At 38.1% G+C, this 21,234-nt stretch carries 22 protein-coding genes; 17 read left to right on the top strand and 5 right to left on the bottom strand.

Annotated features, from left to right (window positions below):
- Nucleotides 1-2: 2 nt before the first annotated feature.
- Both ACN6MX_RS16585 and ACN6MX_RS16580 read right to left on the bottom strand, forming a co-directional pair.
- Nucleotides 3-1,028, bottom strand: coding sequence for a FecCD family ABC transporter permease (locus tag ACN6MX_RS16585; RefSeq protein ID WP_419959934.1), 1,026 nt, complete (start codon nt 1,026-1,028; stop codon nt 3-5).
- The gene (locus ACN6MX_RS16580; protein ID WP_419959933.1) at nt 1,028-2,068 is read right to left on the bottom strand and encodes a FecCD family ABC transporter permease; all 1,041 of its coding nucleotides are present in this window, start codon (nt 2,066-2,068) and stop codon (nt 1,028-1,030) included. Before ACN6MX_RS16580 ends, ACN6MX_RS16585 begins: the two co-directional genes overlap by 1 nt.
- Before the next feature lie 122 nt (nt 2,069-2,190).
- On the opposite strand from ACN6MX_RS16580, the gene ACN6MX_RS16575 reads away from it, so the two are divergent.
- Both ACN6MX_RS16575 and purU read left to right on the top strand, forming a co-directional pair.
- Entirely contained in the window at nt 2,191-3,186 is a 996-nt protein-coding gene (locus ACN6MX_RS16575; RefSeq protein ID WP_419959932.1) for an ABC transporter substrate-binding protein, read from the top strand.
- A gap of 189 nt (nt 3,187-3,375) precedes the next feature.
- A complete protein-coding gene (gene purU, locus ACN6MX_RS16570; protein ID WP_419962651.1) occupies nt 3,376-4,278 on the top strand; it encodes a formyltetrahydrofolate deformylase in 903 nt (300 codons plus the stop codon).
- Nucleotides 4,279-4,766: 488 nt separating this feature from the next.
- Here purU and ACN6MX_RS16565 read toward each other — a convergent pair whose 3' ends face one another.
- Nucleotides 4,767-5,813, bottom strand: coding sequence for an acyltransferase family protein (locus tag ACN6MX_RS16565; RefSeq protein ID WP_419959931.1), 1,047 nt, complete (start codon nt 5,811-5,813; stop codon nt 4,767-4,769).
- 110 nt (nt 5,814-5,923) lie between these two features.
- Here ACN6MX_RS16565 and ACN6MX_RS16560 point away from each other — a divergent pair, with 110 nt between their 5' ends.
- From ACN6MX_RS16560 to ACN6MX_RS16525, 8 genes are all read left to right on the top strand, one after another.
- Nucleotides 5,924-6,535, top strand: a complete 612-nt coding sequence (locus tag ACN6MX_RS16560; protein ID WP_419959930.1) for an SGNH/GDSL hydrolase family protein — start codon at nt 5,924-5,926, stop codon at nt 6,533-6,535.
- A gap of 59 nt (nt 6,536-6,594) precedes the next feature.
- A complete protein-coding gene (locus tag ACN6MX_RS16555; protein WP_419959929.1) occupies nt 6,595-7,005 on the top strand; it encodes a YugN family protein in 411 nt (136 codons plus the stop codon).
- A gap of 138 nt (nt 7,006-7,143) precedes the next feature.
- Nucleotides 7,144-7,596 (top strand): tRNA (adenosine(37)-N6)-threonylcarbamoyltransferase complex ATPase subunit type 1 TsaE, encoded by a 453-nt coding sequence (gene tsaE / locus ACN6MX_RS16550; protein ID WP_419959928.1) that lies wholly within the window; start codon nt 7,144-7,146, stop codon nt 7,594-7,596.
- Complete coding sequence (gene tsaB, locus ACN6MX_RS16545; protein ID WP_419959927.1) at nt 7,593-8,279, top strand: tRNA (adenosine(37)-N6)-threonylcarbamoyltransferase complex dimerization subunit type 1 TsaB; 687 nt, start codon at nt 7,593-7,595, stop codon at nt 8,277-8,279. The genes tsaE and tsaB overlap by 4 nt, the downstream gene beginning before the upstream one ends.
- Entirely contained in the window at nt 8,269-8,724 is a 456-nt protein-coding gene (gene rimI, locus ACN6MX_RS16540) for a ribosomal protein S18-alanine N-acetyltransferase (RefSeq protein ID WP_419959926.1), read from the top strand. Before tsaB ends, rimI begins: the two co-directional genes overlap by 11 nt.
- The gene (gene tsaD / locus ACN6MX_RS16535; RefSeq protein WP_419959925.1) at nt 8,721-9,740 is read left to right on the top strand and encodes a tRNA (adenosine(37)-N6)-threonylcarbamoyltransferase complex transferase subunit TsaD; all 1,020 of its coding nucleotides are present in this window, start codon (nt 8,721-8,723) and stop codon (nt 9,738-9,740) included. The genes rimI and tsaD overlap by 4 nt, the downstream gene beginning before the upstream one ends.
- A 423-nt stretch (nt 9,741-10,163) precedes the next feature.
- Nucleotides 10,164-10,649 carry a DinB family protein gene (locus tag ACN6MX_RS16530; protein ID WP_419959924.1) on the top strand — a complete coding sequence of 162 codons (486 nt, stop codon included), beginning with the start codon at nt 10,164-10,166 and terminating at the stop codon, nt 10,647-10,649.
- A 72-nt stretch (nt 10,650-10,721) separates the two neighbouring features.
- Nucleotides 10,722-11,072, top strand: a complete 351-nt coding sequence (locus ACN6MX_RS16525) for a hypothetical protein (protein ID WP_419959923.1) — start codon at nt 10,722-10,724, stop codon at nt 11,070-11,072.
- A gap of 117 nt (nt 11,073-11,189) precedes the next feature.
- On the opposite strand, the gene ACN6MX_RS16520 is transcribed toward ACN6MX_RS16525, so the two are convergent.
- Nucleotides 11,190-13,121, bottom strand: coding sequence for an ABC-F family ATP-binding cassette domain-containing protein (locus ACN6MX_RS16520; RefSeq protein ID WP_419959922.1), 1,932 nt, complete (start codon nt 13,119-13,121; stop codon nt 11,190-11,192).
- A gap of 131 nt (nt 13,122-13,252) precedes the next feature.
- Between ACN6MX_RS16520 and ACN6MX_RS16515 the strand changes: the two genes are divergently transcribed.
- A complete protein-coding gene (locus tag ACN6MX_RS16515) occupies nt 13,253-13,894 on the top strand; it encodes a redox-sensing transcriptional repressor Rex (RefSeq protein WP_419959921.1) in 642 nt (213 codons plus the stop codon).
- Nucleotides 13,895-13,939: 45 nt separating this feature from the next.
- Here the strand turns inward: ACN6MX_RS16515 and ACN6MX_RS16510 are convergent, their stop codons facing one another.
- On the bottom strand, nt 13,940-14,677 hold the full coding sequence (locus ACN6MX_RS16510; protein WP_419959920.1) for a CPBP family intramembrane glutamic endopeptidase: 738 nt from the start codon (nt 14,675-14,677) through the stop codon (nt 13,940-13,942).
- Nucleotides 14,678-15,046: 369 nt separating this feature from the next.
- Between ACN6MX_RS16510 and groES the strand changes: the two genes are divergently transcribed.
- The 6 genes from groES to ACN6MX_RS16480 all read left to right on the top strand — a co-directional run bounded on the left by groES (nt 15,047) and on the right by ACN6MX_RS16480 (nt 21,223).
- Nucleotides 15,047-15,331, top strand: a complete 285-nt coding sequence (gene groES / locus ACN6MX_RS16505; protein WP_419959919.1) for a co-chaperone GroES — start codon at nt 15,047-15,049, stop codon at nt 15,329-15,331.
- Nucleotides 15,332-15,370: 39 nt separating this feature from the next.
- Nucleotides 15,371-17,002 (top strand): chaperonin GroEL, encoded by a 1,632-nt coding sequence (gene groL / locus ACN6MX_RS16500; RefSeq protein ID WP_419959918.1) that lies wholly within the window; start codon nt 15,371-15,373, stop codon nt 17,000-17,002.
- 299 nt (nt 17,003-17,301) lie between these two features.
- Nucleotides 17,302-18,306 (top strand): ABC transporter substrate-binding protein, encoded by a 1,005-nt coding sequence (locus ACN6MX_RS16495; protein ID WP_419959917.1) that lies wholly within the window; start codon nt 17,302-17,304, stop codon nt 18,304-18,306.
- A 13-nt stretch (nt 18,307-18,319) separates the two neighbouring features.
- Complete coding sequence (locus ACN6MX_RS16490) at nt 18,320-19,249, top strand: ABC transporter substrate-binding protein (protein WP_419959916.1); 930 nt, start codon at nt 18,320-18,322, stop codon at nt 19,247-19,249.
- Complete coding sequence (locus tag ACN6MX_RS16485) at nt 19,246-20,409, top strand: phosphotransferase enzyme family protein (protein ID WP_419959915.1); 1,164 nt, start codon at nt 19,246-19,248, stop codon at nt 20,407-20,409. Before ACN6MX_RS16490 ends, ACN6MX_RS16485 begins: the two co-directional genes overlap by 4 nt.
- Before the next feature lie 61 nt (nt 20,410-20,470).
- A complete protein-coding gene (locus tag ACN6MX_RS16480) occupies nt 20,471-21,223 on the top strand; it encodes an ABC transporter permease (RefSeq protein ID WP_419959914.1) in 753 nt (250 codons plus the stop codon).
- Nucleotides 21,224-21,234: the final 11 nt, after the last annotated feature.

Genomic DNA, 21,234 nt, shown 5'->3' with positions numbered 1-21,234 from the left:
GATTAATTAGTTTTTATGAGCAGATAAATAAAATAAGGCGCACCAAGAACAGAGATAACGATTCCAACTGGTAATTCCATCGGTGCTAAAATGACTCGACCAAGTGTATCAGCAAGTAATAATAACAGTGCTCCTAACAAAGCTGAAAGAGGTAATGATTTGGCATGAGAGGCACCTACTAAACGTCTAGCTATATGTGGGGCGATTAAACCGAGAAAGGTAATTCCTCCTCCTACGGATACACAAACACCTGCTATAGCAACAGAGATGAAAAGCAGGAAGCGCCTTTCTTTTTCAATATTGGCACCGACACCTATGGCAATGGAGTCCCCTAGCTTTAAAACATCCAATACTCGAGATTTATAAAGAACGATTGGAATCAGAACAACTAACCAAAGAGCAATCGTCCATACGAATGTCCAATTCGTTCCCCAAATACTACCAGAAAGCCAAACAATAGCTTTCATAAAGTTAACCGGTTCCATTTTCATCTGAAAAATGGTTAGACCTGCTCCAAATGCAGCGTTAATCCCAATTCCGACAAGTATTAGCCGAACCGGGGTTACTCTGCCATTTTTCCAGGAAAGAATGTAAATAAGAAACGCAGCAGTAAACCCACCGATTAGTGCTGTGAAGGGCATGATGAAAATAGACAGCCATCCTGTTATAAAAATAGTTCCTTGGAAAAAGAACATATAAAGGACAACTGTAAAGCCTGCACCAGCGTTGATTCCTAGAATACCAGGATCGGCAAGGGGATTCTGAGAAATTCCTTGCAAAATAGCACCAGATATAGAAATTCCCAAACCAACTAGTAAGGCCATGAATATTCGAGGTAAGCGGAACTCGAATATAGTTAGTTCATTTTGAGGAGTCCCATTTCCAAATAGTGTGGCAATAACATCGGCAATCGGTATTTTCATATATCCTGCATTAATACTTATAAGAACGGCAACAATGATTAAAACAAAGGTAGTGATCATGAAAAATTTATACTTTGCTTCATTTTTAGATAAAGTGTTTAGCATTATAGTCCTCTCCCTTCTTTACGTGCTAGATAGAGGAAGAAAGGCACACCAATAAGCGCAGTTATTGCACTGACGGGTGTTTCAAACGGGGGATTCACCATACGTCCAACGATATCTGCAGTTATCAATAATAATCCGCCTAAAATAGCAGAGCAAGGAATAATCCAACGATAATCGACTCCAACTAAAAATCTAGTGATGTGAGGAATTACAAGACCTACAAATCCAATCATACCTGCGATGGAGACTGCAGCTCCAGTTAAAAGAAGAACGGCAATTGTCCCTAAAAGTTGTATGTAACCAGTTCGCTGACCAAGTCCTTTTGCGACATCCTCTCCTAAACTTAGCACGGAGATAGAGCGCGACAGCATCAATGCTAATATAAGCCCAACAACGATAAAAGGCGCGGCAAATAAAACATGCTGCGGCTGAATGCTAGAAACTCCTCCAGCATACCAGTAGCTGATATCCTTCGATACATTGAACTTAATACCAATAGCTGTAGATAGGGAGCTTAATAGGGAAGTGATGGCTGAGCCGACCAGTGCTAACTTCACAGGAGTAACCCCACCCTTTGCCATAGCGGAAATTCCAAATACTAAAGCGGCACCAAGTCCAGCTCCAACGAATGAGAACATCATTAATCCCAAATAGCTTATACCGGGTAAAACAGCAAGCGCAATGGCGATTAGGAAGGACGAACCCGATGTAACCCCCATTATGGAGGGAGAGGCCAGCGGATTTCGTGTCATCCCTTGCATGATTGCACCAGAAACTGCTAATGCCGCCCCAACGCAAATAGCAGCAACTGCACGAGGCAGTCGAAGTTCACGAATAATAACATGGGATGAATTATCTTGATCAAAATGAAAAATAGCGTTCCATACATCCTGATAACTTAAGTTAGAGGCTCCAAAATTTATAGACACAATAATGCTAAGTCCAAGTAGCACTATGCCGATAATAATTACTACAGAACTAGTGAATGGGTTTTTTAAATCGCTCGTAGTAGTTTTAAGATGCTTTAATTTTTTATTCATATGTATATTATCTCCATCATTCATAAAAATTAAATATTGACAAATAACAGATTCTGTATTCTAATTGAAATCGAGAATCATTATCAATAAAATAATTATACCATAGCAAAAGGGAGATTAACATGAAAAATTTACTAGGTAAAAATAAGTGGATGCAATTAGTAGGAGCGGGCGCTTTGGCTTTAACTTTAGCTGCTTGTGGTGACGAAGAAACAACGGAGGATCAGTCTTCAACAGACCAAACAGAAGAACAAGCTACTGATACACAAGAAAGTGATACTCGTACATTAACAGATGCGATGGGTAACGAAGTAGTAATACCAGCTAACCCAAAACGCGTACTAGCTTCATACTTAGAAGATAATTTAGTCGCATTAGGAATAACACCTGTAGCACAATGGAGTGTAAATGACGGAGCTAGCATTCAAGGATATCTGCAAGATAGCCTAAAAGACGTTCCTATGATCCCTTATGATCTACCATTCGAAGCGGTTCAAGAATATGCACCAGATTTGATCATTATGGACTCAGCAAGCATGGTCGAGGGGGGCAAATACGAACAGTACAGTAAAATTGCTCCAACATATGTAATCGGAACAGAAGTAAACAATGATTGGCGCGATGAGTTAAAACGTGTAGGGGAAGTATTTGGTAAAGAAGCTGAAGCTCAAAAGGCATTGGATGATTATGATGCAAAAGCTGCAGAAGCAAAAGCAACGATTGAAGCAGAAGTAGGAAATCCTTCAGTAGCAGCAGTATGGTTAGTAGGTGGAAAATTCTTCGTAGTAGGAGAAAATCTATCTAGTGGTGCTGTAATGTATGGTGATTTAGGTTTGAAGATACCCGCAGTAGTGAAGGAAATCTCTGCAAGTGCAACTGGTAACTGGAGTGAAATTTCATTAGAAAAATTAGTTGAGTTGGATGCAGAGCATTTGTTCCTGATCAACAGTGATACAACAAGTGGTTCTGCTGCTTTAAGTGATGCATTATGGAATAGCGTACCCGCTGTAAAAGCCGGCAATGTATATGAGTTTTCACCAGATGAAAGCTGGCTATATACTGGTACAATTGCAAACGGACAAATCATCGACAATATTTTAAAGAGCATTGTAAAATAATTTACGAAGAAGCTATCTCTGGGCTGTTGGGAGATAGCTTCTATTTTTGGGGTTACTGCTAATTTAGATTTACGAAATTTTCTATGACATTACTTTAGTCATTTAATTTGCTAAAGGGTTGAGAAGAAGTGAAGAATGTTGCATAATAAGAAAATTAATATGGATATAATAGGAGCTGTTTACATGTCGATAAACACGCAAGTAAAAGGTAATTTGCAGCAACAAAACAACGAATTACAAAACCGAGGACGCCTACTAGTTAAATGTCCCGATAAACCAGGAATCGTTTCTGTATTATCTACATTTCTATATGCACATAATTCAAATATAATCGAGTCTAGCCAGTACTCCAGTAATCCAGAGAACGGTACATTTTTTATACGGATTGCTTATCATTGTGATGGATTACGCGAAAAGGCATCGCAAATGGAAAAGGATTTCGAACAAATTGCTACTGTTCATAATATGGAATATAGTTTTAACTATTTGCATGAGCGTACACGTTCAGCAATCTTTGTTTCCAAGGAACCACATTGTTTAATGGAACTTCTATGGGAGTGGCAAAATGGGGATTTAGAAACCGATATTGTCGTAGTTATTAGTAATCACGAAGACGCGCGTCCATTTGTTGAAGCATTAGGCATACCATATCATTATATCCCAGCAAACAAAGACATTCGAAAACAAGTGGAAGCTGAACAAATTCACTTAATGGAACAATACAATGTTGACTTACTAATTCTGGCTCGTTATATGCAAATATTAACACCAGAGTTTGTGGATCATTTTGAAAATCGAATTATCAATATCCACCATTCGTTCTTACCAGCATTCATCGGGGCCGGTCCATATGAGCGAGCCTATGAACGTGGAGTAAAACTGATTGGTGCTACTTCTCATTATGTAACAAATAATTTGGATGAAGGTCCTATTATCGAACAAGACGTAGAGCGGGTAGATCATCGTGATGATGTAGTGGAGTTAAAAAAAATTGGTCGTACTATCGAACGTCGAGTATTAGCAAAAGCAGTTAAGTGGCATTTAGAAAATCGTATTATTGTCGAAGGTAATAAGACGATTGTTTTCCACTAAGCCAAAAGTTCTAAAGACCTTTATAGGTTGAATGCGCTAGTCATTCTGTATATAATGAACATAGACTATAAAGACTGGATACGCGAATACCCAGTCTGCAATTACATACCGCAGAAAGAGCGGTTGGTCCAAGTTCAGAATAACCGTCAACCTTTAGCTCAGGGGACGGTTATTTCTTTTTTACAAAGAAAATGATAATGGTCACTACAATGGAAAAGGTTGCTATTAGTACAGCACTAAGCTGGATCAACAAACTCATCATCTGGTATGTTGTCATGGCAACACCTCTTAACGGAAAAAGTGACCAGCCGCCCACCGTACTATGTAATTGCCAACTTATTATAACATACATAAGAACTAATGTTCTGTTTTCCTTCATTATTGCGATTCAAAGTAGCTGATATGCTAACAGTATGGATACTTCTGGAAAATTCTTCTAAAAGTAAAAGCCCTAACAGAGTAAGATACTAGCTCTGTTAGGGCTTTTATTAGATTTGAATAGGTTTCTTCGCTCGGATATCTCCTAAGAAGAACTTTCCATATGGAATCATTTTTTGAATGACGATGGACGCTGTAATTGGGATGATTATCCCTAGGGTTGTAAAGCCAATAATGCCGTATTGGAAATAATCATTCAGGATAATATCGGTAAAAATATGTAAATACATAATAGAGATTGAGTGTTTTTCTATTTTTGCCAACCAATCTAGCGATAGAATTGCAGTAATTCTTTGGAACAGGGCTAGAATGACGATAATAAACGCAATTGGAATGATTAAATCGAGCAGTAAATGTTCATATCGCAAGAACTTCATACTTAAATGATAATCAATAAAACCAAGTTTATCTGTTATTATTGCAGTGATTGCAATGATCAGAGATCCTATAAGCCAAGTCTTCGTGATGTTCATCCAAAACGATTTGGCGTAATATCCAAGAGCAAAGTAGACGATTGCCATTAGAACGACGTCTAGGTTCCAAAGCATAGGGATTGTTTGTGAGGCTTCGGCTGGAGCACCGCTAATATATTGCATAGCGAATATGCTTTCTAAATGTGCAACAATATAAAAGACAATTAACAATCCAATTTGCTTGACACGACTTAAATACTTTGTCATCATCATGAATAATAAATAAGTAAAGAATAATGTCGTTACGAACCAGAAAACTCCATAAGCACCACGTGCAAAACGACCTGCAATTACTAGTTTCCATAAATCTTGCAAGTACCAGGTTATATCAAAATTACCTCCCGCAAGCTCCATCCCGTATCGAATAGTTGTAATAGCTAATAGAAAAAACAAGTAAGGAACTATTAGCTGTAGAAATCTTTTTTTAATTGAGCTTTTTGTGTCTTGATCTTCTTTCAATTCTTTAAAGAATAAGCCACTCAATAAGAAAAAAGCTGGCATATGAAACCAGTATATATAGGTGATAAATGGAAAATCTAAGTCACCTGGATAATGTCCGATAACAACTAATATCATTAAAAAACCTTTTGTTACATCAACCCATGTTAATCGCTTGTTAGCCATAAAACTTCCTCCAAAACATAATATCTATGTTTGTTTATCCGTTTTTGGGTAATTATAAACGTATAGTGTGTTTCAATTATATTACATATTTTTAAAAGGGGTTTTGTTATATGTTGGAAATAATTTGTTTTGGTGATAGTATCACCGCTAGAAAAGAGGGCTATTCATCGCCTATTTTGACTCATAAATTGTCGACAAAAATGCCTAATTATGAATTTATAAATACGGGGGTATCTGGAAATACAACGGAGCAAGCGATGTTCCGTTTCAATAAAGATGTGCTATCTAAACGACCTGATGCAGTGACTGTATTATTTGGAGCGAATGACTCTGCAACTCATAAGTTTGTAGATTTAGATACGTTTAAGCGTAATATTTCTTTATTTGCCAAGCAAATAGGTCCTGAAAAGACGATATTGATTAGTCCTGCTCCTGTAGATGAGTCTCTTCAACCGAATAGAACGAATGAACGTATGGAGCAATATGCACAGGCTGTTCAGGAGGTTGCTGAAGAAACAGGGAGTTATTTTATCGATTTCTTTCACATTTTTTATTCCCATCCAAATTACAAAGAGCTTTTGGTAGGAGAGAAGAATGATGGTCTGCATTTTGGTGAGTCTGGCTATGAATTACTTTCTGATTTAATAGTGCAAAAATTAGAGGAAATGGAGATTGAGGATGGTTTCTTCAAAAAACTAGTAGATCGATTAATGAGAGGCTAGTATTTTTCAGACGATTCTTGGAAATGATAGAGGAAGATTCAAACAAGGAGTGAATTTTCTTGCTGCAATTACAAACAGAGTTGGAAGGGAAAGAAATTGGTTTTGGTGATTTAAGAAGTAGAATAGATAGCCTAGGCTACACGATAGGCGGAAACTGGGATTACCATAAGGGCAGTTTTGACAATGTATTGTGGCGAGATGAGGGGGAAACAATCTACTTGCGACTTCCATTCGAAGTGGTGGAAGGAGAGTTAGATAATTACGATGCGCAGATTAAGTTTCAAACCCCCTATGTCATCAAGCATGTAGTCAATGTAGGCTTAGATGATGATGAGCATTCACTACTCACATCAACAGGCTTCAATCAATTCCAAGATCCAGTTGATAAAGACGGTCATATTGCAAACCAAAACAAATGGGCATTAGCTGGAGAGCAAGCTGTGGAGAAAATTGTACGGTTAGTCCAATAAAAGAAAGATCATTTTGCACAAGTTGCGAAATGGTCTTTTTTATTGGGCTAATCTACTTAAAGGCCCCACACTTACAATATTCGATATATTTCATTATAATAGAAGCATTAGAGAAGTAACTGGAAAGGAAAGCGACCGATGAAATATGAACGAATGATTAATTCGGAGCAAGAAACTATGGCTCTTGCTGAGCAACTGGCAGCTCTCCTACATGCCGGTGATGTATTGACACTTGAAGGTGATTTGGGAGCAGGTAAAACGACCTTCACAAAAAGTGTGGCGAAGGGGCTCGGAATTACACGCAACGTGAATAGCCCGACGTTTACAATATTGAAGCAATATGAGGGCAGACTGCCGTTAAATCATCTAGATGTCTATCGACTTGCGGACAGTGATGAGGATTTAGGCTGGGACGAGCTGTTTTATGGGAATGCGGTAAGTATCATTGAGTGGGCCCATTTAATAGAGGAGGATTTGCCACCGGAGCGGCTAGCGATTACGATTTTACGGCTGGATGAGAATGCCAGAAAGTTTACGTTTATGCCCATTGGCAAACGATATGAACAATTATGTGAGGAGCTTTTTGGATGATTTGGATAGGAATAGATACATCACATACACCGCTAGCGATAGCTATTGTAAAGGATGAACAAGTACTTGCTGAGTACAAGTCGTCAGTGAAAATTACTCACTCGATTGGTGCTATGCCAGCGATTGAAGAACTAATGGAAAAAGCAAATATTAAGCCGGGTGAAATAGAGGCGATTGCAGTAGCGAAAGGACCCGGTTCTTATACAGGAGTTCGTATTGGAGTAACGATAGGAAAAACACTCGCTTGGACACTAAATATACCGATATATTCGGTGTCGAGCTTACATGTACTAGCTGAGAATGCACCGTATTTCCAAGGGGTTGTTTGTTCCATTATGGATGCGCGTCGTGGCAATGTATTTGCTGGAATTTATGCAAACGGTGAAGTAATAAAGGAAGCGCATATGTCCTTAGTAGATTTACTGACAACTCTGGATAATTTGGAACAGCCTGTTTTATTTGTCGGTATGGACGTTACGATTCACTGGGATCAAATAAAAGAAGTGCTTGGAGAAAAGGTTCAACGGGTAAATGCCGCCTTCGATTTACCAAATGCCGCTGTTTTAATAGAAATGGCGAAAAAAATGGAGCCTTCCGAAGTGCATACAGTTGTGCCAGAGTATTTGCGTATTACCGAGGCAGAGGCAAACTGGATGAAAGAGCAGAAGAAAAATGGAAACTAATATAACGTATCGCAAAATGACACTAGATGATATAGATCAAGTACTGTTGATCGAACAAGAGGCATTCGACACACCGTGGACGAGAGAAGCCTTTGAGCATGAAATGACAACCAATTTGTATTCACATTATCTTGTTGCGGAAACAGAAACAAAAGAAATAATTGGATACTGTGGCATGTGGGTCGTGATGGATGAAAGTCATATTACTAATGTGGCAGTAGTAGAGCGAATGCGTGGAAACAAAATTGGCGAAGGCTTGATGCGTGAAGCTATCCGTGTTGTAACGGAGCAGGAGGTAGTACTTATGACGCTAGAAGTTAGAGTTTCAAATGAGGTGGCGAAGAACTTGTATCATAAGCTTAACTTCCAAGACGGAGGCATACGAAAAAATTATTATTCAGACACCGGAGAGGATGCACTTGTGATGTGGGTGGAATTCAAATGATAAAAGACCAATATATATTAGGAATTGAAACGAGCTGTGATGAAACAGCAGCATCGATTGTGAAAAATGGACAAGAGATTATTTCCAATGTAGTCGCTTCCCAAATCGAAAGCCATAAACGATTTGGGGGCGTAGTGCCGGAAATTGCATCGAGACATCATGTGGAGCAAATTACAATTGTCATCGAAGAAGCATTAAAACAAGCGGGTATGACACCTCAGGACATAGATGCAGTTGCAGTAACAGAAGGTCCAGGATTAGTAGGCGCACTTCTAATAGGTATAAATGCAGCGAAAGCCTTCGCTTTTGCACATGGACTTCCACTTGTTGGAGTCCATCATATCGCAGGGCATATTTACGCAAATGCTTTAGTGCAAAAGATGGAATTTCCACTTCTTGCATTAGTCGTGTCTGGAGGACATACGGAGCTTGTATTAATGAAGGAAGACGGTATTTTCGAATTAATCGGAGAGACTAGAGATGATGCAGCTGGTGAAGCATACGATAAAGTAGCAAGAGTTTTAAACCTTCCTTATCCAGGAGGACCACATATTGATAAACTTGCTAACGAAAGTGACGAAGCGTTGCAATTCCCAAGGGCTTGGCTAGAAGAAGGATCCTATGATTTTAGCTTCAGTGGATTAAAATCAGCAGTTATCAATTATCAGCATAATGCTGAGCAACGTGGGGAGAAAATCAACCCGAACCATCTAGCTGCAGGTTTCCAACAAAGTGTAGTGGAAGTGTTAACAACAAAAACTATTCGTGCAGCACGTGAATATAAAGTGAAACAAGTCATTGCTGCAGGTGGGGTTGCTGCCAATAAAGGACTTCGTACTTCATTAGAAGAAGCATTTACAAAAGAAAATATACCTTTTTATGTACCACCTATCAAGCTATGTACAGATAATGCTGCCATGATTGCAGCTGCAGGAAATTCAAAATTTTCAGCAGGGCATACAGGTAATATGTCGATGAATGGTAGACCAGGCCTAGAATTAGATAGTTGGAACTAAATGAAATCCTCTTTTCTTCGACAAGAAAAGAGGATTTTTTAACACGGATTTTAGAAGTTGTCAATAGAGAACATTCGTACTTATGCACAATTTGTGGACAACATGTGCATAAGTCGTCGAAAAACTATATATAGTATGATTATTATACACATCTATGTGGATAATGTAGTTTTTTGATTGTGGACAATGTGGATAAAGCTGTTGATAGATTGATATAACTAGTTTTATGATGTGAATAAATATGTGGAGAAAAATTATTATAAAATAGCACTTGACCAACATATATGTATACAATTCGACACATCATCAAATACCTTCGAATATGAGAAGGATTAATGCAGAACTTGTAGAACTTATAGTATTAAGTTCCATCTCTATTTAAAAATGAATAAAAAATGGTGCAATTAATGTGGAGGAATCTTAGTGGAAATATTTTTTCGGTATAATTGGTTGGTAAGAGAAGAATGGTATCAATGGTGTGAGGGATTAAGTGAAGAAGATTTGTTGTGCAAACGCACAGGTGGAGTAGGGGGTATTCTAGAAACATTATTTCATATAGTAGACGTGGAATGGAGTTGGATTCGCATTTTGCAGGATAAGCCCGACTTTCAGGAGAGTTTTGAAAATTATCTTACTTTGGAGAAAGTACGACAATTAGACACTAAATTTCGGCTGGAAGTTGAAGCCTTTTTAGACAACTGGAATGATGGCATGGAAAGTCGCATACTTTACGATACGTTACCAGATGGAAGAATTGAACAGGATACATGGGGTGAAGTTATTCGACATGTAATAGCACATGAGATACACCATATCGGACAATTATCTATCTGGGCCAGAGAATTAGGAAAAAAACCGGTATCTGCTAATGTAATTGGACGTGGACTTGCCGAATCAGCGAAAGAATAACTGATTTATTCACAATTCTAACAGAGAATGTAATATGCACACGTATTCACCATTATCAAAGGGAAGTGACTTATGAAAATAGAATATGCTATCGTAATTTTAGCTATTTCAATAGCATTCAGTGGCTATTGGATAGGCAATGCGATTAAGCATCAACAGAACTCGGAAGTGGAAGAAGTTAATTATCAACCTGTTGATGAAGTTTTGTCTTTAACGGAGGCTTCTGATTATCTTAAGTTAAGTGAAAAATCTATTAAGGCAATTATAAGTCAGGAAAAAATACACTTGAATAACTATGGTTCATTTTCAGGTATGATGTTCCCTTATTCAAATATATATGGAGAGTTTATCTTTTCAAAAAAGTCTCTAGATGTATGGATAAATGAGACCACAATAAATAAGAACGAGTATCCTAATTCCTAATTAGGAGAAAAAGGTAGAGTAAACTAATGGTTCAAAGTTAAGAACTATATGTATTAAGAAAAGGTAGTGAAGCCAATAAACATATTGGTTTCACTACCTTTTTTATCGTGCATTTAATTATAGTGCTATTTCTTCTAGCTGCTCCTGTAACTCAAGCCATTCATTGGACAAGTCATCTTGTTTTTCTTTCAACTGATCCAGCTCAACTTGTAATTGTTGGACAGCTTCGTGGTCCTGAAAAATTTCAGGGTCACATAGTTTTTCTTCAATTGTAGCAATTTCCGCATCAACAGTTGGAATCTGGCTTTCTAGTTCCTCTAGCTGGCGACGAAGCTGGCGTTCTTTTTTCTTTGCTTCTTTATCTATTGTGGATGTGTTTACTTTTGTCACTACTGTATTTTCAACGACGGCATTTTCTAAAGCATCCTCTTCCATTTCTTCTTTTTTCTCTAAATAATAGTCGTAGTCTCCAAGGAATAGGGTTGCATCATCGCTTGCTAACTCAATGACCTTTGTTGCAATTCGATTTATGAAATATCGGTCATGGGATACGAATATGATAGTCCCAGGAAAGTCGAGCAATGCATTTTCAAGAACCTCTTTACTGTCTAAGTCAAGATGGTTTGTAGGCTCATCGAGTACAAGGGTGTTCGCTTTTAAAAGCATTAGTTTTGCAAGAGCAAGTCTTGCCTTTTCACCACCGGAAAGAGTAGATACCGTTTTTTGTACATCATCTCCTGTAAACAAGAAACGACCTAATACGGTACGGACATCTTTTTCATTCATCAACGGCCATTCATCCCATAGTTCCTGTAAGGCTGTTTTATTGCCAGTTAGTGCTGCTTGTTCTTGGTCATAGTATCCAAATTGGACATTTGTTCCGTACTGAATTTTCCCGCCAGCGGCATCCAGTTGTTTCATAATCGTTTTTAGTAAGGTCGATTTTCCGACTCCATTTGGTCCCACAAGTGCAATTCGATCCTGTTTGTATACAGAGAAGGATATGTTAGAAGAAACTGTTTTGTTTGGATAACCGACTGCTATTTCTTCTAGCCGAAGTACGTCATTGCCACTTGGTCGATCGATAGTAAATCCGAACGAGGCAGATTTTTCATCTCCATCAGGGGAATCCATCCAATCTGTCTTTTCGATGACCTTACGTCTGGATTGGGCCATTTTAGTAGTAGAGGCACGGGCTAGATTTTTACTGACAAAGTCCTCTAGTTTTGCTTTTTCCTCTTGCTGTTTTTCATATTTCTTTCTATCTAACTCATAGTTTTTTGCTTTTTGCGTTAAGTAGGAGCTATAGTTGCCAACATATCTCGCTACATTATGTCGAGATACTTCGTAGACAAAGTTGACCACTTGGTCTAAAAAGTATCGGTCATGTGAGACGATAAGAACTGCGCCATTATAATTTTTCAAATAGTTTTCTAAAAAGCTTAACGTTTGAATATCTAAATGGTTGGTCGGCTCATCGAGGATTAGTAAGTCTGGCTTACTCAGGAGCATTTTTGCTAGTGCGAGCCTCGTTTTTTGCCCTCCTGATAATGCTTGGACAGGCTTATCGTACTCATCTGGGAAAAACTGCATGCCATGTAAGATAGATCGTATATCCGATTCGAAGCGATAACCACCAGCTTCATTAAAGGCTAACTGCAGTTCATCATATGTCGCTGCCACTCTTGCATAAGCTTCCGTATCTTCATATACAGAAGGGTCTGCCATTTGTGATTCTAAGGAACGAAGCTCTTTTTCTGAGTTAATAAGATGACTAAAAATCGTCTTCATTTCCTCCCAGATGGTCAGCTTGGATTCGAGACCTGCATGCTGCTCTAAATAGCCTAGACGAATATTTTTGGGCATAATAATTTCGCCAGAATCGTACGACATTTCACCTGCTATTATTTTAAGTAAAGTGGATTTTCCAGCTCCGTTTCTCCCAACAAGGGCAACCCGGTCACGGTCCTGAACTTCCAACTTTACGTTTGTTAATATATCTTCTCCATTAAAGGATTTTGTTATTTGATTGACTTGTAAAACGATCACAATTATTCGCACCTCAATTCTATCCTAAGTGTAATAGATAGGGCTTGTCGTTGCAACGCTCTAGCTTTACAATGGTAGAAATGTCTAGTAAGATAATAACGATTTGTTTGACTAAATTAGGAGGATTTTTTATGAAACCAGAAATACCGAGAATTCCTCAAGCAACTACGAAAAGACTTCCTTTATATTATAGATTTTTACAAAGCTTTCATAATGCTGGACATAAACGAGTTTCCTCACAGGAATTGAGTGAAGCGATGAAAATAGATTCAGCTACAATCCGAAGAGACTTCTCTCATTTTGGTGCGCTTGGAAAAAAAGGCTACGGTTATGACGTTCCAACATTACTTGAGTTTTTCCGTAAAACACTCGACCAGGATGAGGCAGCGAATGTGGCACTCATTGGAGTTGGGAGTTTGGGAACTGCTTTTCTAAAATATAATTTCCAAAAAAACCACAATACCAAAATAGTAGTAGCATTTGATACAAAAGCTCCAGTTGAGGGAACGACAATAAGTGATATTCCTGTATACCATTCGAGTGTTATGCTCGAAAAGCTAGAGGAATATGGAATTGAGCTAGTCATTTTCACTTTACCAAGTCGAGCAGCACAGCAGGTAGCCGATCAATTAGAGGCTTCTTCTATTAAAGGAATATTAAACTTTACGCCAATTCGTTTACAAACAACCGACGCTATCCGAGTACATACAATCGATCTTTCTGTCGAATTACAGACCCTGATTTATTTAATAAGAAATGAACTAACTGAATAACGAAAAAAGCCTTTGACCACAATGCTAGCAGGTCAAAGGCTTTTATTAATGAAAAAATATCAACTGCATATTTGAATAAGACTCAAAGAACTGTTGAATGTCTTCTCCATAAAATTGAACGAGTACAACAAATCCATTTAATAGCATATGAGAGATAATAGATGCGATGATTCGCTTCGTCTTGTAATAGATAAAGGCGAATATAAATCCAGATACCGCATATAGTAGGATGTGCGTAAAGTCAAAGTGAATAATTCCGAACACAATCGCACTGACAGAAGCAGCTACAAAGAAATTCGTTTTTGGTAATAGAGTTCCGAAAATAATCCGTCGAAATATGAGCTCCTCTAATATAGGAGCAAAAATGACAATTGAAAAAATGGCCAATGGTACGGCATGGGCGATTTCGATAAATTGAGTTGTATTCTCTGATCCAGGATCTACGCCAAATCTAAGTTCGATGCTTGCTGCAATACCCTGTCCAACAAATACTAGAAAGAAACCAGCAATTCCCCAACCGATAGTTTGGAGGGTTGGGCTAGGCTTACCTTTTAACGCCTTCAAGTAAGTATTGTCTTTTCGGATGATTAACAGGGTGATTAATGTGGCGATTCCCATGCTGAGAAATACCCACCAACCCGAAATGAAAATTGCTGGATTTTCCACACCCCTCGTTTCTAACAATTTATAAAGGGACGGTAAGATTGGTACAAGTAAAGCTCCCGATAACTGCATAATACAGTATACGATTAAAATGTAGATACCAGTTTTTTGTTGTTTCATGAAAGTTTTATTCCTCTCTATATACCTTTTTCTTTTATTCCGGTTTAACAGGCTGTAATACCCCCACCTTAATCTTTTTTTAAAATCAAATGAAGTAACAGGGAGATAAATTGCCTGTAAATCCCCGACTTAGAACATAGACGAAAAACGCCAAGACGTGTGGCTTCATCTATGTGATTCACATCTTTGAGCCACGTGCCAACAGGAAGTTTAGCTTTATTGTATCGGAAATAGGAAATAAAAGAAAAAGATACTTTCTCACTTGCAAAATGTTCTGTGATTAATTATTATTATAAGTGTGTTAGCACTCGAAGAGTAAGAGTGCTAATAATAATAATAAATTTTACTATTTTAGGGAGGTAGTTTCACTTGTTAAGACCATTAGGTGATCGTATCATAATCGAATTAATCGAAGCTGAGGAAAAAACAGCATCTGGCATCGTACTTCCAGACTCTGCTAAAGAAAAACCGCAAGAAGGAAATGTTGTTGCTACAGGAACTGGACGAGTACTTGAAAACGGCACTCGCGTTGAACTTGACGTAAAAGAGGGAGACCGCATCATCTTCTCTAAATATTCAGGTACAGAAGTGAAATATGACAACAATGATTATTTAATTTTACGCGAAAGCGATGTTCTAGCTGTAATTGGCTAATAATAACTCTTAAAAATATATTCAGGAGGTAACTAACACATGGCTAAAGAAATTAAATTTAGTGAAGACGCTCGTAGCGCAATGCTACGCGGAGTAGATAAACTTGCAGATGCTGTTAAAGTAACGCTTGGACCAAAAGGACGCAATGTTGTTCTTGAGAAAAAATTTGGTTCACCACTTATTACAAATGATGGTGTAACAATTGCAAAAGATATCGAATTGGAAGATGCATTTGAAAATATGGGTGCTAAATTAGTAGCAGAGGTTGCTTCTAAAACAAACGATATCGCTGGTGACGGTACAACTACTGCTACAGTACTTGCGCAATCTATGATTCGTGAAGGATTGAAAAACGTAACAGCGGGTGCGAACCCAGTAGGAATTCGTAAAGGGATCGACCTTGCAGTTGCTGCAGCAGTTACTGAGTTAAAAGCAATTTCAAAACAAATCGAAGGCAAAGAGTCTATTGCTCAGGTTGCAGCTATTTCTTCAGGAGATTCTGAAGTTGGTGATTTAATCGCTGAAGCAATGGAACGCGTTGGTAACGACGGTGTTATTACGATTGAAGAATCTAAAGGCTTCACTACAGAACTTGATGTAGTAGAAGGTATGCAGTTCGACCGTGGATATGCATCTCCTTATATGGTAACAGATTCCGATAAAATGGAAGCTATTTTAGATAATCCATATATTCTAATTACAGATAAAAAAATCACAAGCATTCAAGAAATTCTTCCTGTGCTTGAGCAAGTAGTACAACAAGGAAAACCACTTTTACTAATCTCTGAGGACGTAGAAGGGGAAGCTCTAGCTACTCTTGTATTAAACAAATTACGTGGAACTTTCAATGCTGTAGCTGTTAAAGCTCCAGGATTTGGTGACCGTCGTAAAGCAATGCTAGAAGATATCGCAGTTCTAACTGGAGCTGAAGTAATTACAGAAGATTTAGGCTTAGACTTAAAATCTGCTAATATTACACAATTAGGTCGCGCATCTAAAGTTGTTGTATCTAAAGACAATACGACAATCGTAGAGGGCAACGGAGAATCTGATCGCATCGCTGGTCGTGTAACCCAAATCCGTTCTCAATTAGAAGACACTACATCTGAATTCGACAAAGAAAAACTACAAGAACGCCTTGCTAAACTAGCTGGTGGTGTAGCTGTAGTGAAAGTCGGAGCAGCAACAGAAACAGAACTTAAAGAACGCAAGCTTCGCATTGAAGATGCACTAAACGCAACTCGTGCAGCTGTAGAAGAAGGTATCGTAGCTGGTGGTGGTACGGCACTAGTGAACGTATACAACAAGGTTGCTGAATTAGCTGATACAAAAGAAGGCGACGTAGCAACAGGTCTGAAAATTGTACTTCGTGCATTAGAAGAACCAGTTCGTCAAATCGCTAATAACGCAGGTCTTGAAGGATCTATCGTTGTTGATCGTTTAAAACGCGAAGAAGTCGGTATCGGTTTCAACGCTGCAACAGGCGAATGGGTTAACATGATCGACGCAGGTATCGTAGATCCAACTAAAGTAACTCGTTCAGCATTACAAAACGCTGCATCTGTAGCGGCATTATTCTTAACTACTGAAGCAGTAGTAGCGGACATTCCAGAACCAGCAGGCGGCGGCATGGGTATGCCTGATATGGGTGGCATGGGCGGCATGATGTAAAAAAGCTTTTGAGAAAAATTCGTATACTAGCTTGCTTCACCTTTAATCAAGCTCATGATCAAAATAACTAAAAACATTCAATAATTAGAAGACCCCACATCCAAACACGAACTTGGAGAAGGGTCTTCTTTTTTTTGTTTAGATATTTTATAGAAAAGTATTCAGATTGTGTGAGAAACTGGTACCCATAATTAAAGGTTTGAAATTTTCAAATAGTTGTTGACCTTCCATTATAGTGGAGAGTTTATAATCAATACCATAGTAACCCAATAAGAATTATTGTATAAGGAGATGTATATATGAAAAAAAGACTATTTCTTTTTATTTCCATTTTGACAGTTATTATTGCAGGTTGCAGTAACGGTGCTGAAATAGATTCTACTAGCGACGGAACACTTGACCGAACAACGGTAATTTTAGATTGGACACCTAATACAAACCATACTGGATTATATGTAGCTCTTGAAAATGGATATTATGAAGAAGCTGGACTGGATGTTGAAATTATTCAACCCGCTGAAGGCTCTTCTGCTACGCTAGTTGCAGTCGGAAAAGGCGACTTTGGTGTGAGCTATCAAGAAGATGTAACATATGCTTTAACAAGTGAAGATCCACTTCCAATTCAAGCAATCTCTACGATTATTCAGCATAACACATCTGGATTTGCGGCACCTGCTAGTAAAAATATTTCTGAAGTAAGTGATTTTGAAGGGAAAGTATATGGTGGCTGGGGGTCTGCTTCTGAAGAGGCTATTTTGAAATCGGTAATGGCTGATGCGGGCGCAGATTTTAATTCATTGCAAATTGCTAATATAGGCAGCGATGATTTCTTTGCAGCAACAGAAAAAAATACTGACTTTGCATGGGTCTTCGAAGGTTGGACTGGTATTGAAGCAAAACTACGCGGTCTCGATTTAAACTATATTTCTGTGGCAAGCTTAAACCCAATTTTTGATTACTATACACCTTTGCTCATTTCGAACAATAAATTAATCCAAAGTAATCCAGAGAAGATTAAAGCATTCTTAGAGGCTACAACGAAAGGCTATCAATATGCCATTGATCATCCCGAAGAGAGTGTAGATATATTACTAAATTATGCACCTGAAATTGATCGTGAGTTAGCGTTAGAAAGTCAAAAATTCTTAACTAGCCAGTATCAAGCGGAAGCTTCTCAGTGGGGCATTATGAAAGAAGAAGTTTGGGCTAACTATGCAAAGTTCATGAAAGATAATAACTTAATTACAACTGACTTAAATACAGATAAAGCATTTACAAATGAGTTTTTACCGGCTCAAGAATAAGGAGATGACATCAATGACACAACATATTAGAGTAGTACTTGAATATTTCCACCCATGGACAAATTCAGCAGGTTTTTATTATGCACGAGAGCAAGGGTGGTATGAAGAAATTGGATTAGATGTAGAGTTCACGTGCTATGATGCAGCACGTGGCGACACATTAACTTATTTAAACACGCAGCAAGCACATTTTGGTATATTCCCAACAAATCGTTTACTTGTATTACGTGAAAAGGTTTTAGAAACGTCAGTTATTGGTATTGCTGCAATTAATCACGGTGGTATGGAAACAATTCAAACCGTAAGAAGCACTGGCATTGAGAATCCAGCCGATTTATCAGGAAAGCGTATTGCGATGAATCCAACACCCCGTGGGTTAGCTATGGTAAAGCATTTAATTAGTGCAAATGGAGGAGTTCCAGAATTTGAAGTTGTAGATGCAGGTGCTCGTGAATTGGAGGCACACGACTTAGCAAACGGCGTGGCAGATGCGACATTTGGTAGTTACTGGGGCTGGGAGTTATTGCTCGACTCTAGCGTACCAGTTGAAGAGCGAATAATTTGGCCAGTTGATTCAATTGGTGCACCTAAATATCATAGCTATTTACTCGGGGCAAATGAACAATTTGCCAATGCAAACCCTGAATTAGTCGAACAATTTTTGGAAGTTACCGCACGTGGGTATTTAACAATAGCAAAACAGCCTAACCTAGCTGAATCGATTTATGAAAAAACAATTCCGTATTTCCCGGCATATTTAATACAACGCTCTTTACCCTTAATAGCACAGAGTTGGTTACACAATAAAGAGTGGGGGCAACAGCGTGAAGAGTTAATGCATGATTATTCAGATTGGTTAGTAAGGCATCAGATTTTACGCAATAAAGATGGTTGGAAAACCGCCTACACTAATAAATTCCTACCAGCTGAGCGTACGTTATGACAACAAATCATATAGAAAACATAAAAAGTCACGGTATGGGTAAGGATGCTGTTGAGCGAACATGGATGACGATGAACATGGAGGAAGTAACACAGCTATTATCATTTTTTCCACAATTCAATGAAGTAACGACTCTACTTTGGCATAGCCCTCGTCCATTTTCAAGCGCAACAATCGCATTAATTGATGGGGAAAAGTATTTTATTAAACGTCATTCTAGGGACATCCGAGACGTAGAAGGATTAAAAGAAGAACACGGTATTTTAAGTCATTTATATAAACAAGGACTTCCTGTTAGTGAAGTTGTTACTGGAGCTGATAAAAATACTGCCTTTACAATCGGTGAATGGACATACGAAATTCATTTACTCGGAACGGGGGTTGATGTATACCAAGATGCTGTTTCATGGTCCCCTTTCATGTCTGATAAACATGCATTTGCAGCAGGTGAAATGTTAGCCAAGATGCATCTTGCAAGTTCTTCCTATGATGCACCCGAGAGAAAAGTGCGACCTCTTGTTTCATGCTTTGAAATTTGGAATACAGAAGACCCTATAGAGGCAACGAAAAAATTTGCTAAAAGTCGACCTGGCTTAGCCCGATATCTAGCAGGTCGCGACTGGGAACTAGATTTCCAACAGGAGCTATTTCCATTTTACAAAAAATTCGTTCCTTATATGAAAAAATTGCGCCCTCTATGGACGCATAACGACTGGCATGCCTCTAATTTACTGTGGACAGATCATTCATTTAATGCGGAGGTATCTATGGTTTTAGATTTTGGATTAAGTAATGTTACATCGGCTGTTTATGACTTGGCGACTGCGCTTGAACGAAATGTAGTGACATGGCTGGAAATGGAAACAGACAAAGATAATTTGGTCCATTTCCAAGATGTTAAAGCTTTACTTGAAGGATACACATCAGTAAGAAGCTTATCAGAAACTGAAAAACAAGCACTGCTGACTATCTTACCCATTGTGCACACGGATTTTGCCTTGAGTGAGATTGATTATTTTGTACGTATTACGAAATCTAACGAAGATGCAGATTTGGCATATTATACATTTTTATTGGGGCATGCAAAATGGTTTAACAGCCTTCAAGGAAAGCAATTACTAAAAGAAGTGGTAAATACTCTATCTCCAAACACTTACTGATATAGGAAAAGGAAACAAGTTCAACACTTGATGAATCTACATAGTAAAGGAATGAACTAACTTGAATGCTTTACAACGACTGCAAAATAATCTATATCCATTATTAACAATTGTCTTTGTGCTCGTTGCATGGCAAATGACTGTAGTAATTTGGAATATTCCCAACTATATTTTACCGGCACCAACGAATGTTGTGTCTGCGCTAACATCTGATCTACCTACTATTCTAGATCATACAAAAATTACAGTAATCGAATCATTTTTAGGCTTTATTTTAGCTATTTTACTTGCTTTTCTATTAAGCGTTTTGATGGATAGTTTTACAATTGTAAAAAAATCTCTCTATCCTTTATTAATTATTTCACAAACCGTCCCAACAATTGCTATCGCTCCTATTATTATGATTTGGTTCGGATTTGGTATTTTACCTAAAGTTTTAATCATTGTACTAGTTTGTTTTTTCCCAATTGCTGTTAGCCTTATTGATGGTTTTCAAAAAGTAGACCAAGACTTCATCAATTTATTTAAAACAATGAAAGCAAACAAAATGCAAGTACTGTTCCATTTAAAGTTACCTTCTGCAATGGTTAACTTTTTCTCGGGTCTGAAGATTGCGGCTACATATATGATTATGACTGCGGTGATTAGTGAATGGATGGGAGGATTAAAAGGAATAGGCGTATATATGGTTCGTGCAAAAAGTGCTTATGAATTGGATAAAATGTTTGCTTCTATTTTTGTCATCGTTATCTTGAGTATAATTGTTATTTACTTAATTGATTTATGTGCAAAAAAGGTAACCCATTGGGAGTAGAAAGGGGATTT

Source organism: Psychrobacillus sp. BM2, assembly GCF_048572895.1.
Classification (GTDB): domain Bacteria; phylum Bacillota; class Bacilli; order Bacillales_A; family Planococcaceae; genus Psychrobacillus.
Note: the sequence above shows the minus strand (reverse complement) of the source record. Positions and strands in the feature narration are given on the sequence as shown.